Source organism: Chlorogloea sp. CCALA 695 (assembly GCF_003003885.1).
Lineage (GTDB): Bacteria > Cyanobacteriota > Cyanobacteriia > Cyanobacteriales > Chroococcidiopsidaceae > Aliterella.
On the sequence record NZ_PVWN01000022.1, the window covers coordinates 30910 to 44843 of the forward strand.

The following is a 13934-nucleotide window of genomic DNA, read 5'->3' on the forward strand; positions in this document are numbered from 1 at the left end:
CCCCCCTGGCTCATTTTTATCTATTTCCACCGTATCTTTACTCTTCCACTAACATATTTTTACAAAACCTTTATGAAATTTTTATACAACTTAGTGACAATAATTACTCTTTTATGTAATTATAAGTTCGACAGGGCAGGCATCATTAGTCTTTAAAGTTCATCTACCTAGTAAACGCGGAAAGCTGCTATCTAAATTTATGGATCGGTTTACGCATGACTAAAAATATCGATCCCTGTTAGGCAACGAACATTGTTAAAGCAAGAGAAGTTTAGACTTTTACAGTCTTGATTGCAATGTGTGAATCCTAAATCAAATCCAGGGTATACAGTTAATAATTTTTGCAGATAGTATCTGCGGTTTGGTGCAGTAAACCAAACCATCCTCCTCAGTTTTTACAAAGGAAACTAACCCTCATGTCAGACTTATACTATTTCGATTACAACTACGGTAATGGTGATTCCTACAGTGGTTATGGTTATGCTGACCCAGGCACCTATTCTGCTGGTCAGTACGTAAGCTATCCCGATAGTAATGAAACAGGCTATAGCGGCTACTACTACATTAGTAGCGTTTACAACGGTTATAGTAATAGTGCGGGTACTACCACAGTTTACAACTACTATGACGGTGACACTGGTTACGGTTATGCCTACGATGTAGCGGGTGGCACAGGTTACACCGGACTAGGCTCGGAGTACGGCTACGCTTACAACTCTAGCTACTCCAATACCGATAGCTACTTTGGCAACAACTACTACGAAGCAGATTTAACCAACCAAGGCAACAACGACGAGTATTACAGTTATACCTATTACTACGGTAACGGTGACTTTTACACTGGTTACGGTTATGCCGATGTTAGTGATGGCTACTACGCTGGGCAGTATCTCTACTACCCCGATACCAATGCAGTCAGTGACTACGGTTACTATTACATCGATTCCACCTACGATTATGGCGTTGACTATGGGCTACAAGACTCCATTTATGTCAGCAACTACTATGACGGTGACACGGGTTACGGCTATGCCTACAGTGTTTCTAGTGGCACGGGTTACACCGGACTAGGCTCGGAGTATGGCTATGCTTACAACTCTAGCTACTCCAATACCGATAGCTACTTTGGCAACAACTACTACGAAGCAGATTTAACCAACCCAGGCAACAACGACGAGTATTACAGCTATACCTATTACTACGGTAACGGTGACTTTTACACTGGTTACGGTTATGCCGATGTTAGTGATGGCTACTACGCTGGGCAGTATCTCTACTACCCCGATACCAATGCAGTCAGTGACTACGGTTACTATTACATCGATTCCACCTACGATTATGGCGTTGACTATGGGCTACAAGACTCCATTTATGTCAGCAACTACTATGACGGTGACACGGGTTACGGCTATGCCTACAGTGTTTCTAGTGGCACGGGTTACACCGGACTAGGCTCGGAGTATGGCTATGCTTACAACTCTAGCTACTCCAATACCGAAAGCTTCTTTGGCTACAACTACTACGAAGCTGACTTGTATAGTAGTACTTCATTGTACTACTTCACATACTATTACAACACCAGTGACACTTCCAACTACGACTACTACTACGGCTATGTTTATGCTCCTACCGGGACATACACAACTGGGACTTACTATGACTATTCCAGTAGTGCTAATGAGACGGGTGTTAATGGCTACTACTACATTAGTTCTGCCTATAGCGGCTATAGCCCCAGCAGCAACGGCGATGTTTATGTCTACTCTTACGGTGATGAAGACGGTGCAAACTCTAGCTACACACCTTACTACTATGCTCTTGGTTACACTTCTGGTGAATCCTATCTAGGTAGCGAGTACGACTACATCTACGCCAATAATCAATATTATGATTTTGGTAGAGACTACTACGAAGCTTGGTAATTAACTAAAAACAACCCCTTATTGTTTTGAACAGTAAGGGGTTGTTTCGTATGAGGAAAGAAAAAGCTTAGTGAAGTTGGTTAGATAAGGCTCGTTGTACAAATCCTCTAATTATCAGCTTTTAGAACATTGTCTTTGTGCTTTTTGAATTTTCTGGGTTATGGCTTCTGGTAAACCTAATTGACCCTCAGCATACAACCGCTCAAATTCTTGCTGATAATGGGCTGCAACAGTAGGACTGTGAATAACTAACAAAGCTTCGTCATTGCTACTATTAGCTGCTTCCGACCAGTTATGAGAGCCAGTAATTACAGCACTATTGTCTATTACTGCAAACTTGTGATGCAATAAGTCACCTTTGAGTAATTTGGGTACGCCTACGGTCGTAATTGCCTTTTGCCAAGGATGGTTATTTGCTTCGTATTTGCACTTATTACTAAGGCTAACCCCCATCATATCTAGGGCTTCGCTGTAAGGGCGATAAATAAAATCTCGGTCAATTACCGCGCGAATTTGGACGTTATGGAGGCTTTGTTGCTCTAAAGTATTTGCAATATTTTGGTCAGAAAATACAAATAAAGCTAAATTTACCGATTGGCTAGAGGTAGTTAGAGTTTTAGCAATTAAACCATTGGTGCTTTGACTCCAAGGAGAAGTTGGAGAAGTCGGCGAAAACTGCACGTCAATAGTTGTATTCCCAACTTGGACTTGTTGGGGGGGACGAAAAGGCTTTTTTAAACCAAACAAGGGACTTTTACCCCACATCAAGTTAAACTCTTGGGTAAATAATGCTGCTAATTCGAGGCTATCAATCTTGACTAAATTGTTAGCATTGCCTGTACTTTGGGGATTACTGATGTCTCCATGAATGTCGCTACTGGTGAAATTAGCAGAAGTTACAATTAAAGTGCGGTCATCTACAATTATAAATTTGTGGTGCATCAAATCGCTCCCTTTAGAACCATCCGCCGTATCATCAATGACACGTACTTTGGCGTTGCGAAGAATTAAGAGCGCGTCCCCTTGATTAGCTTCTTGGGCGCTGATTTGACCGTCAGAGTTGCGATCGCTTTGAGTGCGTAATTCGTCATACTTCGCGGCTTCCCTAGGGGTTTTTCTGGGCGGAGATTCGTTTAAGGGGTGATTATAAGTATTTTCTAAAATTACCCGAACTTTTACCCCAGCTTTTTGTCTTTCTACGAGCGCCTGAGCAATTTTAGGTAAACGCAACTCTTGCACTGCAATATCTACACTAGATTTACTTGTAGAAATTGCCGTAATAATTTGTTGTTCTAAATCGTCTCCATTTCTTTGCTGTGGGCGTAGAGTTTCTTGATACTGGGAAGACTCGGTATGATTAAAGTAAACCTGCACCAAAGGCTCTTGCGGTAAAGCAAGGGGCTTCTGCTCGGAATGTACGCCTTGACACGCAATAAGTAAAAAGGGAAGAAGTGTAGAGCAAAGCTGTCTAAGGTTCATAGACTTAAATTGAGCAGATAAAGTTATAGTTCCCCAAAAACTCCTAAACTTACTAAAATTACTTATTTTCTTAGCAGCGCTCTAAAAAGGTCTGGTTTGTAAAAATGTACTCCCCCCAAGCACCCTTTGAAAAAGGGGGGGAATATCTTAAAGTCTTTCTGTTTAAAGGGATCTAGAAGATTGGCTACTAACCGAAAAACTTTTAAAACATCCTCTAAAGTGGAGAAAGAAATAAAATTGTTTTCTCGCCAATGAATTGATTGATAACTCATGCAAATTTATCTAGACTACAGCGCTACAACACCACCACGCACGGAAGCTAACGCAGCTATGCAAACCGTTTGTACTTCTTTGTGGGGGAATCCTTCTAGCTTGCATGAGTGGGGAGAGAGGGCAGCAACGGTATTAGAAACAGCTAGGATGCAGGTAGCTTCGTTGTTAAATGCGCCTAATTCTGAATCCATTATCTTTACCTCTGGCGGTACAGAGGCGGATAATTTAGCAATTATGGGTGTTGCTCGTAATTACACAATACCCCAACACATAATTATTTCTAGCGTTGAACATTCCGCCATTACTGAACCTGCCAAGTTGTTGCAACAATGGGGTTGGGACATAACTTATTTACCTGTAGATGCTACAGGAAGAATTAATCCAATAGAATTACAAGCAGCTTTAAAAGCCAACACTGTATTAGTTTCTATCATTTACGGACAAAGTGAAGTTGGCACAATTCAACCGATTGAAACCTTGGGAAATATTGCTCGAAATCACGGTGCTTTGTTTCATACTGACGCGGTACAAGTAGCGGGACGTTTACCGTTAGACGTGCAAAAACTGCCTGTAGACTTACTTTCGCTTTCTAGCCATAAAATCTATGGTTCCCAAGGTGCGGGGGCGTTGTACGTCCGCCCAGGGGTGAATCTTGTGCCTTTATTATGTGGTGGTGGGCAAGAATTAAAGTTGCGATCAGGTACTCAAGCTTTGCCTGCGATCGCCTCTTTTGGAATTGCCGCAAAGTTAGCCGCCCAAGAAGTGCCGACAGAAGCCGCGCGTTTGATTAGTTTACGCGAACAATTGTTTGATGCTTTAGCAGATACACCGATTTTAGTTCCGACAGGCGATCGCATTTTTCGCTTGCCCCATCATGTTAGTTTCTATCTAGCTACCGCCGACGGCGAAAACATTACAGGTAAAACTATCGTCCGCCAGTTAAATTTGGCAGGAATCGCCATTAGTGCAGGTGCAGCTTGTCATAGTGGTAAACTTTCTCCTAGTCCCGTACTTTTGGCAATGGGTTTTTCGGAAACAGTTGCTAGATCCGGTATTCGCCTAACTTTGGGACGGGAAACTACTTCCGCCGATATCGATTGGACGGTTATGGTACTTAAACAAGTATTACAACGCTTGAACCCGGTAAAATTTGCTGTAAGTTATTAATTTAAAAAAATGTCAGAACTACCTAAAACTCTTGGCGAAGCAGTTTCTCAAGCTAAAATTGCTACTCAAAATGCGATTTCTGATGGTAACAATCGACTGCAAGTAGAAATTCTCTTACCCGAACTCAACCCGATGCCTGTAGCAGAAAGTTTTTTGAGTGCCGAGGAAGGCACTAATCACAGATTTAATAAAATATTTTTTCCCGATGCTGGGGCGGCGGCTTTGGCGCGTCGTGATTGGGGCGATGTCCCTTTTGAGTTATTAGATATTAGTACCAAAAGAGTATCGGTTGAGGAGCAAATACAGCCTGAAGATGAGGCGATTTTGTGTATTGCTCCCACAGCCCAAGAAGTTTTGCAAATAGAAAAGTTGTGTAACGCTATGGGCGAAGATCGTCCGGTTGTATTGCTCAATCCTCGCTTAGAAGATGTATCGATAGTAGGGATTGGGTACGCGGGAAGGCAATTGCGCGATCGCTTTTTAAAAAATATTCAATCGTGTTACTACTTACGCCCGTTGGAAGAAGGGACTTTATTTCGCTGCTACCCTGGATTGTGGCAAGTTTGGCGCGAGACAACTGATGGCTACGAATTAATTAAGGAATTGCCCAACAAACCTGTAGGCGACGATCTCGATCTCATTTTTGCGGGAGAAACGGCTACTCAATCTGAGGATGCACCTAAGCCTAAAAAGTTAAGTATGTTTGCTGGTATGCAAAGGTTTATGAAAGCTCTAACCCGCTAGTTTTTGGTTATGTGCAAATTGCTGATAATTCTAAAAGACTGATAGAAAAGTTAGATATCTATGTACAGACCAACTGCTTTTCAAGAAGACAATGTTGACAAACTGTTTGCTTTTATGCAGGCAAACAGTTTTGCCACTCTAGTATCAATTGTAAATAGTGTGCCTTGTGCTTCACATATCCCTCTAGTTGTTGTGATGCAAGGAGATGTGATTAAGTTAATCGGTCATCTTGCAAAGCAAAATCCTCAATGGCAAGCTTTTGAAACGACTGAATCACTAGCAATTTTTACTGGAGCGCACGCTTACATTTCCCCTACTTTGTATGAAAAACACGAGAGCGTACCAACGTGGAATTATATCGCTGTCCATGCGTATGGGATTCCCAAAATTATCACGCTCAATGATTCGCCCGAATTAATGAACAAGATGATCGACGGGATGATAGATACCTACGAAGCTGACTATAAATCGCATTGGCATGGCTTATCTGATGGATTCCGCGACGGGATGATGAATGGCATTGTCGGGTTTGAGATGACTATCACTCGTTTAGAAGGAAAGTATAAACTCAGTCAAAACCGTAGCCAAAGTGAGCAGCAAAATGTGTCAAATACACTGCTGCAAAGTTCAGATCCGGCTGCTCGTGCTGTTGGTGAGGAAATGAAACAGCACATTGAGGCGAATGAGTAATATTGCTGTAGCAATGCTGTTTTTTAGTAAAAATTTTCTCTTAATTTAGTCTCTTTCAAGTTTCATTTTTATAGTAATAGTTTGAATTTCAATTTTTATAGTCGTGACGACTTAGCAAAGATAAATAGTTGAGCTTGGCTTTAATTAAATTACCAACAATGGACTCAGATATTACCTACTGGTATGAAGGCGTTTGCCCCCAGAGTGGCGAATTGCTCAAATTGCCTCGCACCCAATTAGTAGAAACTATTGCTGGCGAATTAATGCACCAACTCGCCAGTAATGAAGTCTATTCCCGTGGAGGTAAAATGTATGGCGTACTGTTGGGCGAAACTAAGTCAAGGCAACAGCAAGTAATTAAAGCTTTTTCTGGGCTTTTAAATGGTAATAGTACGGTGGAAGGTTGGGTTCCACCTATTCCCGGACGCGATCGCCTATTTATAGAAGAATCTCTTACTCTCGCTAAATTAGCAGCTATAAAGCAAGAACTAATTGCTTTACAAGATATTTGGGCCCAGCAACAGTACGATTTGTTGGCAAAAGAATTTGAAAAGAAGTCCCACGAACTGACTTTACTGCACAACAGGCGTAAACAAGATCGCCAACAGCAACGCCAAAGGTTCGATCTTGAAGCTTTAGAGCAATTAAACGAACAAAGCCGCCTTGATGGAATCGAACGCAAACTGTTTAAACGCGAACGAGATGCTGCCCTTAAGCCCCTCAAAGCTCAAAGCGAGATTTTTTCTGCCCGAAAGCTGGAATTAAAACAACAGCGTAAAGCCTTATCTCGTCAGCTTCAAGCGCAATTGCATGAAAATTTATGGTTAACTAATTTTGCTGGGGAATCTTTAGCGCTAACCGATCTAATCCTGGGAGGTATCCCAACAGGTACAGGGGAATGTTGCGCCCCCAAGTTACTCCACTATGCTGCAACTATTGGGCTTAAACCTCTGGCGATCGCAGAGTTTTGGTGGGGTTCGCCTTCAATAGATAAAGTACAAGGGCAATTCTACGGTGCTTGCGAAGAGCGCTGTCAGCCGCTAATGGGATTCTTGCTATCGGGTTTGCCCTCTGCGCCTATCGTCAATGATACGCCGCTAACTATTTTGTACGAGGATGAGTGGCTAATTGCCGTCAATAAGCCGCCAAAATTGCTTTCTGTCCCTGGGCGTTATAGTCGCGGGAATGAAAGCGTTGCGGGGCTTTTGGGGCTTGCTACAGTGCATCGCCTTGACTACGAAACGTCGGGTATTCTCTTACTAGCACGCGATCGCGCAACTCATCGCCACCTAAGCATCCAATTTCAACAACGAAAAGTTCGCAAGGTTTACGAGGCGATACTTGCAGGAGTTGTAAATAGTGAGAGTGGGACAATTAATTTGCCGCTTTGGGGAGATCCAACAAATCGCCCTTACCAAAAAGTAGACTTCACTCTAGGTAAACCAAGCTTAACTCAATACAAACTTCTAACTACTACTAATGGTCGCTCTCGTCTGGAGTTTTTGCCATTAACTGGGCGCAGTCATCAACTCCGCGTTCATTCTGTGGATAAGCAAGGTTTGGGTTTACCGATATTAGGCGATTTATTGTATGGTTGCACTGAGGCGAAACGCTTGCACTTACACGCAAGGAAGCTCTGTTTTGAGCATCCCCAATCAAAAGAGATGATTTGTTTGCAAACAGAAACTCCCTTTTAATCGGCGATGGATTTAACAGTTTTGTTTCTGCTAAACAATAACAAAATCCCTAGTACGATCGCACTTGCTACGGCGGTAATTGAGATTGTAGGATTATTTAACTGACGAATTGCGATCGCTACATATGCCCAAATAAATACACAAGTAAAAGCTATATCTGCTCTTTTAATTGCCACAATTGCTGCAATTATTGTAGCTACGACTAGCATAATCGCCGTCCAGTAAGTGCCATTAATCCCCCAACCATCCCAGTTAGAACTATAGAGAGCCGAAGCAATATTGACAACTGTGGCTACCGAAATCCAGCCTAGATAAATACTAAAAGGTATATGTGCAAGCCATTGGCGATCGCGTAATACTTGTACTTTTCCTACTCCTAACTGCAAGTAAGCGCTAATCAAAGCTATGAGAATTACCAGCATTGCGACAACCGAAAGCCAAAACAACCTCATTGTAAATAGATATACCCAGGTTATTTGAGCTATACAAGCAACAATTAGCAAGACACTCGCGCGCCCAATAGTGGGATCTCGTCGTTGCGCTGGGCGAAGTTGGTAAATGCCATAAGCAATCAATCCGATATAAATTAAGCCCCAAATCGCAAAAGCATAATTTGCTGGCGTAATCTGCACCCCTTGAAAAACAGTGTTAGAAATTTTGCCGATATTTGCGCCTTTAAGGGGAAAAAAATTCGACAAGGCATTTATAGTTAGAGTAGCCAAGATAGCGACTAGAGCCAAGATCGCTATTCCCAAACTAGATTTTGTTGTAGATGTTTTCATAACCTAAGATTTTGAGACTTCACCAAAATAAAAGCCGATAACAGTCCCCACAATCCCTGTTTCTGCAACTATTATCAAAGTTACTATATCTTTCCAATCTTCAGTTTTACCGCCCTGAAAGATAATTTCAACTATAACTAAAGCAAAACAACAGGCGATCGTACTCCCAAAAATAATTACTAAAGCTTTGGCAATCCAGGCTTTTGTTTTTTCTGAACCACTACGCAGATCGATTAATTTACCTTTTTTATTAATTTGCTTTGCATCACTGTCAACTAGCGTTGTATCTAAATCGCTTTTTTCAACTTCAGACATGGATGTAATTTAATAATAACTGGCTCTCATTAAGCTTGATTTAACTGAACTTTCAACTCGCGCAGCATTTTACTTGTCCCTTCATCAATAGCTTTAAGTACAAGTTGAGGAATAAGTTGAGTTATGGGTAAATTGGGAAAAATCAGGCTACTAGAGGACGGAACATAGCTGTTATCGTTAAGAATATTGATTGTAAGCTGCTGCTCTTTATAAATCCACACTTCAGGAACACCTATAGCGATGTAAGCATTTAAAGTAGTTTTTGAAGTAACATCCGCCTCAATTGCTAGATCGGGTGGTGGATAAATAGATAGATTCATATTGATACATCCTTTGACGCGATCGGCATTTTGGATGTAAAAACAAGTATCAGGTTCAACCCCTGCAATTACTGGACGTTTAAAGGTAGTCGATCCGAAATCCTCCCAATCGCACCCTTGAAAATCTAAAATTGTTTTCACTACATCAGCAATAATGCGATGAGGTCTTTCGTGAATTGCCAAAGGAGACATGATATCTAAAGTTCCTTGATAGTAAGCCACGCGAGTATTACGCTTTTCACCCAAATTATCCAAGATAGTTTCAAAATCCTGCCAAGATAAATTATGGATGCTAATGTGGCTACCCGGAGTAAGTTCAATGGCTTGAATGGGAATAGTTACGTTCATTTTTATCGATCTTAGAGGTGTATGTTACTGTGCGCGGCTTAAAAACGGTACTTCTATTACTTCGCCTGTAGTTTCGCCTATTTGGACTACTAAACCTGCGCCACCTGCTTTAGTGCGAATATAGCCTAAGCCAAAAAAACCGCGATCGCTCTCTACAATACTTGTAAGTTTCCCTACTTTCTCCTCTCCTACCATAATTACACTGCCAACTTCGGCGATCGCATTAAGTTTAATTCCCCACAAGTTTTGTTTTACGCCTTTGTAAGTATTTAGGCGCGCGATCGTTTCTTGTCCGATATAACAACCTTTATCAAAAGAGATTGTCTGCAATAACCCTGCTTCTAAAGGATTGTAATCATCAGTTAGTTCTTGATCTGGAACTGGACGACCTTGTTTAATTCTTAACTGTTCCCAAACCAAATTTCCCATTGGTACAGCACCCGCTTTTACAACCATTTTCCACACATTTGCGGCATTTTCCGCCGGAACAATTAAAGTATATCCAGGTGTTGCAAGTCCGCTTCCTACAGCTACCCGTACATCGTCGATTAACTGATGATTGCCCATTGGTTGACCAATAATGGCATCTAAACCTAGCTTTTCCAATAAATCGTTACTTTTTGCGCCAATTAAGCTAAATATCGCTGTTTTTTCGGCAATGTCGGTTAATTCTACCTTGTCAGCAAAAAAGATATAACGATCCAACCATTCAAGCAAATACTTGTAGCGATTGGGTGAATTAATTAAAAGTACCGCGTCATCGGTAACGTAAGCTGTTGCTAAATCAATGGTTCTAGCGGTAGAAGTTACAAAAACTGTATCGCAACCTTCCCCAGATTTTAAACGCTCAAAATCGTTGGTGCTTTGGTTGTGTAAAAAACGCAGGCGATCGCCTCCTGTAACTTTAATTAATCCCCAATGACTGCGATCGCAAATTGCTACCCCGTTTTGCGCCGCCTCTAATGCCTCAATATCGTTACCAAAACTTATAGGGATATAGGAGTCAAATGTTGCCCCGGCGGCGGTCTGGATGTCTTGTAACTGTTGAATCATAAAATTTTAATTGTTTTTAAGTAGTGGGCAATTCGGCAAATAAGCGCTCGATTAAATGGGTAGCTTTTTCATCCAATAGTTGCCAGTCAACATCGCCTCTTTCATCAATTAAGCTAGTGTCAATCGTCACGATATAGTTAGGCGACTCGGCAAGTAAGGAACTATAGTTGCAAAAACAAACCTGATAGCAGAGTTCCCACAGATCGACTTTGACCGTTTCTAAGCCTTCTTTGTGCAAACATAAATGATAGCCTGGTGTTGGCGTGGGTAGTTTCATTAAAGCTTGCTCAATTTCCTCTACTTGTTCGCCTTGGGCGGATTCTAGTTGTTTGACTAAATTAGCTACTTCAGTTTTTGTTTCTGCGGTAGTTTCCGGCTGCCAAATTAGTACATTTTCGTAGGTTTCTTTCCAGCAACTTGTATCAAGTTGCTTGCGGATGCGATCGAGAATGCGAATAAAAGCAGGTTGCATGAGTAATTCTGCCTGCTGCCATGCAATATTATCGGCAAATTTCGGCGGCATGAATAGTTTATTTTGGGGGAGTTGTAGCTACAAGGGGTTCAAGAATTGTATTAAAAAAATAAACGCGATCGCAATACGTTGACTGACTAGAGCAAACTGCTTCTAAAGTTACATTAGTTGCTTTACTAACATCTAGTGCTAATAACTCTTTATTTCCTGGAGAAATTGTTTTAGTCTCTGTTTTATCGCCATCCACGTAAAAATTTACGGTTACAGGGGGACTATTAGGATTATTGTCCCGCATTCCCACTCCTAGACGTAAAGTTTGAAATAATGGGCGATCGTCATCGTTTCTAATTTTACAAGTTACCGCCGCCGATACTGTACCCGCACCTAAATAAAACGGACTTGTATAAACAGCTTTAGAAATGGCTACATCTAAAGGAACTTGGCGAAAAGTTCCCAGTCCACTACTAACACATTTTGCCTGTACTAAAGACACTTGAGTTTGTGCTTGTAAAGGACTTGCACCCATAGTTACTAAGCTGATTGATAGAATTGCCGCTTGGAGAATTGATTTTTGCATAATAATGTTTTAGTGAATTTCTATTACTGCCGCAGATGGTAATAATAAACCGTATTCCAACCCTTCAACTACAGCTTGGTAAGAAGCATTAAGAATATTAGTTGATACACCTACAGTAGTCCAGCGTTGAAAGTCGCTACGCCATTCTACGAGTACCCGCGTACTAGCTGCCGTACCGCTATATTCGTCCAATATGCGGACTTTATAATCTGTCAATTCAAAGTTGGCAACCTGGGGATAGAAATTGACTAAAGCTTTGCGTAATGCCGCATCTAGTGCCGCAACTGGCCCATTTCCTTCGGCGGCTTCTAAAATATCTTGACCATTTACAGCTAGTTTTACCGTCGCCATCGCGTTACTGTTGCAACTATCGACATCTTGAGATAAATCGCAGTGGACTTGAAAGCCTTTAATTGTAAATAACTGCTGGCGTTTACCTAAAGCTTCCCGCATAAGTAATTCAAAACTTGCCTCCGCCGCTTCAAATTGATAACCTTGACCTTCTAATTCTTTGAGATGTCGCAATATTTGCCTTGCTGCGGGGTCATTTTTATCTAATTCGATCCCAAAAGTCCGAGCTTTTGCTAAAACATTACTAAGTCCTGCTTGCTCAGAAATAACTATCCGGCGACTATTGCCAATTTTTTCCGGTTCAATATGTTCGTAAGTTAAAGGATTTTTTTCTACCGCCGAAACGTGAATCCCGCCTTTATGGGCAAAAGCTGAACGTCCTACAAACGCCGCGTGTTCATTGGGCGCAAGGTTGACAACTTCGCTAATAAATCTACTTGCATTAGTAAGTTGAGTAAGTTTATCGTCTGGAATACAGTTGTAGCCTAGCTTTAGTTGCAGATTGGGAATTACTGAACAGAGGTTAGCATTACCGCAACGTTCGCCATAACCATTAATTGTCCCTTGTACCATTGTTACGCCTTCGAGTACCGCCGCGATCGCATTTGCAACAGCAGTATCGGCATCATTGTGGGTATGGATGCCAATTTGAGTCTCTGGCGGTAAAGCAAGCTTTACATCGCGGACAATTGGGCTAATTTCGTGGGGTAATGTTCCGCCATTTGTATCACATAAAGCTACCCACTCCGCCCCCGCATTAACGGCGGTTAGTAAAGTTTTTAGGGCATAGTCTTTATTTTGTTTATAGCCATCAAACCAATGTTCAGCATCATAAATTACCATTCGCCCAGATAATTGCAAATAGGCGATCGTATCGCGGATCATCTCTAAATTTTCTTCTAAGCTAGTCTTTAAACCTTCTGTAACGTGCAAATCCCAAGATTTACCGAAAATAGTTACCCAGCGAGTTCCGGCTGCTAGAATCGCTTGCAGCATCGGATCATCGGCTGCCGATATATGAGGGCGACGGGTAGAACAAAAAGCGACAATCTCCGCGTTAGTTAAAGGTTCTTCTTGAAGTTGCCAGAAAAATTGGACATCTTTAGGATTTGCCCCCGGCCATCCACCTTCTATAAAAGGCACTCCCAATCTGTCTAACTGTCTGGCGATGCGGAGTTTATCTTCTATAGACACAGATATTCCTTCTCTTTGGGTTCCATCCCTTAACGTGGTGTCGTAGATCCAAAGCTGTTTTGTCATAAATATTAATTAGACTAAGAGGGATATCAAAAATAGGAAAATAGAATAATATGCCCCAAGTTTTTGCTCAGGGTAAAGTAATAGTTTGCAGTGATGGCGACAATCTCCGTCAGGTACTACTCAATAATGATATCAATCTCTACAATGGCAACGCCTCAGTCATCAATTGTCATGGAATTGGAACTTGCGGTACTTGCGCTGTGATGGTAGAAGGCAAAGTTTCGGAAGTAACTTGGCAAGATAAAACTCGGCGCAGTCTTCCCCCTCATTCTCCCTCTAAAAATCTCCGCCTTGCTTGTCAAACCAAGGTTTTAGGCGATGTAAAGGTGACAAAATTTGATGGTTTTTGGGGACAAGGAGAAAAAGTTGTTTGGACTGCAAAAGTTTAGTTTTAGAGGAGGCGGGCAAAACTGTCTAATGGGTGGTGGAATAATTGGTTAGTGCGAAGCCCGTTATCGGGCGCGCTTACGCTATCGCGTTCCTA

General features: G+C 41.8%; 14 protein-coding genes. 6 read left to right on the top strand and 8 right to left on the bottom strand.

What is annotated here, in order from left to right; all coding sequences use genetic code 11:
- Nucleotides 1–416 precede the first annotated feature (416 nt).
- On the top strand, nt 417–1922 hold the full coding sequence (locus C7B70_RS13155; protein ID WP_106369492.1) for a hypothetical protein: 1506 nt from the start codon (nt 417–419) through the stop codon (nt 1920–1922).
- Nucleotides 1923–2036: 114 nt separating this feature from the next.
- On the opposite strand, the gene C7B70_RS13160 is transcribed toward C7B70_RS13155, so the two are convergent.
- The gene (locus tag C7B70_RS13160) at nt 2037–3401 is read right to left on the bottom strand and encodes a phospholipase D-like domain-containing protein (RefSeq protein ID WP_106369493.1); all 1365 of its coding nucleotides are present in this window, start codon (nt 3399–3401) and stop codon (nt 2037–2039) included.
- Between the two features lie 270 nt (nt 3402–3671).
- Here C7B70_RS13160 and C7B70_RS13170 point away from each other — a divergent pair, with 270 nt between their 5' ends.
- From C7B70_RS13170 to C7B70_RS13185, 4 genes are all read left to right on the top strand, one after another.
- A complete protein-coding gene (locus C7B70_RS13170) occupies nt 3672–4841 on the top strand; it encodes a cysteine desulfurase family protein (RefSeq protein ID WP_106369495.1) in 1170 nt (389 codons plus the stop codon).
- A gap of 9 nt (nt 4842–4850) precedes the next feature.
- Complete coding sequence (locus tag C7B70_RS13175) at nt 4851–5585, top strand: DUF1995 family protein (protein ID WP_106369496.1); 735 nt, start codon at nt 4851–4853, stop codon at nt 5583–5585.
- A gap of 60 nt (nt 5586–5645) precedes the next feature.
- A complete protein-coding gene (locus tag C7B70_RS13180; RefSeq protein WP_106369497.1) occupies nt 5646–6275 on the top strand; it encodes an FMN-binding negative transcriptional regulator in 630 nt (209 codons plus the stop codon).
- A 158-nt stretch (nt 6276–6433) separates the two neighbouring features.
- Complete coding sequence (locus C7B70_RS13185; RefSeq protein ID WP_106369530.1) at nt 6434–7972, top strand: RluA family pseudouridine synthase; 1539 nt, start codon at nt 6434–6436, stop codon at nt 7970–7972.
- Here C7B70_RS13185 and C7B70_RS13190 read toward each other — a convergent pair.
- Genes C7B70_RS13190 through cimA form a run of 7 tightly spaced genes read right to left on the bottom strand, consistent with a single transcriptional unit; the run spans nt 7969 to nt 13450 of the window.
- Nucleotides 7969–8754 carry a tryptophan-rich sensory protein gene (locus C7B70_RS13190; RefSeq protein ID WP_106369498.1) on the bottom strand — a complete coding sequence of 262 codons (786 nt, stop codon included), beginning with the start codon at nt 8752–8754 and terminating at the stop codon, nt 7969–7971. The two genes, C7B70_RS13185 and C7B70_RS13190, sit on opposite strands and share 4 nt — an antisense overlap.
- Before the next feature lie 3 nt (nt 8755–8757).
- Complete coding sequence (locus C7B70_RS13195) at nt 8758–9069, bottom strand: hypothetical protein (RefSeq protein WP_106369499.1); 312 nt, start codon at nt 9067–9069, stop codon at nt 8758–8760.
- Between the two features lie 29 nt (nt 9070–9098).
- Nucleotides 9099–9737: a Uma2 family endonuclease gene (locus tag C7B70_RS13200; protein WP_106369500.1), complete on the bottom strand. Its 639-nt coding sequence runs from the start codon at nt 9735–9737 to the stop codon at nt 9099–9101.
- A gap of 24 nt (nt 9738–9761) precedes the next feature.
- A complete protein-coding gene (locus tag C7B70_RS13205; protein WP_106369501.1) occupies nt 9762–10790 on the bottom strand; it encodes a folate-binding protein YgfZ in 1029 nt (342 codons plus the stop codon).
- Nucleotides 10791–10806: 16 nt separating this feature from the next.
- The gene (locus tag C7B70_RS13210) at nt 10807–11313 is read right to left on the bottom strand and encodes a hypothetical protein (protein ID WP_106369502.1); all 507 of its coding nucleotides are present in this window, start codon (nt 11311–11313) and stop codon (nt 10807–10809) included.
- Nucleotides 11314–11320: 7 nt separating this feature from the next.
- The gene (locus tag C7B70_RS13215; protein ID WP_106369503.1) at nt 11321–11839 is read right to left on the bottom strand and encodes a hypothetical protein; all 519 of its coding nucleotides are present in this window, start codon (nt 11837–11839) and stop codon (nt 11321–11323) included.
- A gap of 9 nt (nt 11840–11848) precedes the next feature.
- Nucleotides 11849–13450 carry a citramalate synthase gene (gene cimA, locus C7B70_RS13220; protein ID WP_106369504.1) on the bottom strand — a complete coding sequence of 534 codons (1602 nt, stop codon included), beginning with the start codon at nt 13448–13450 and terminating at the stop codon, nt 11849–11851.
- 50 nt (nt 13451–13500) lie between these two features.
- Here cimA and C7B70_RS13225 point away from each other — a divergent pair, with 50 nt between their 5' ends.
- Nucleotides 13501–13839, top strand: coding sequence for a 2Fe-2S iron-sulfur cluster-binding protein (locus tag C7B70_RS13225; protein WP_106369505.1), 339 nt, complete (start codon nt 13501–13503; stop codon nt 13837–13839).
- Nucleotides 13840–13934: the final 95 nt, after the last annotated feature.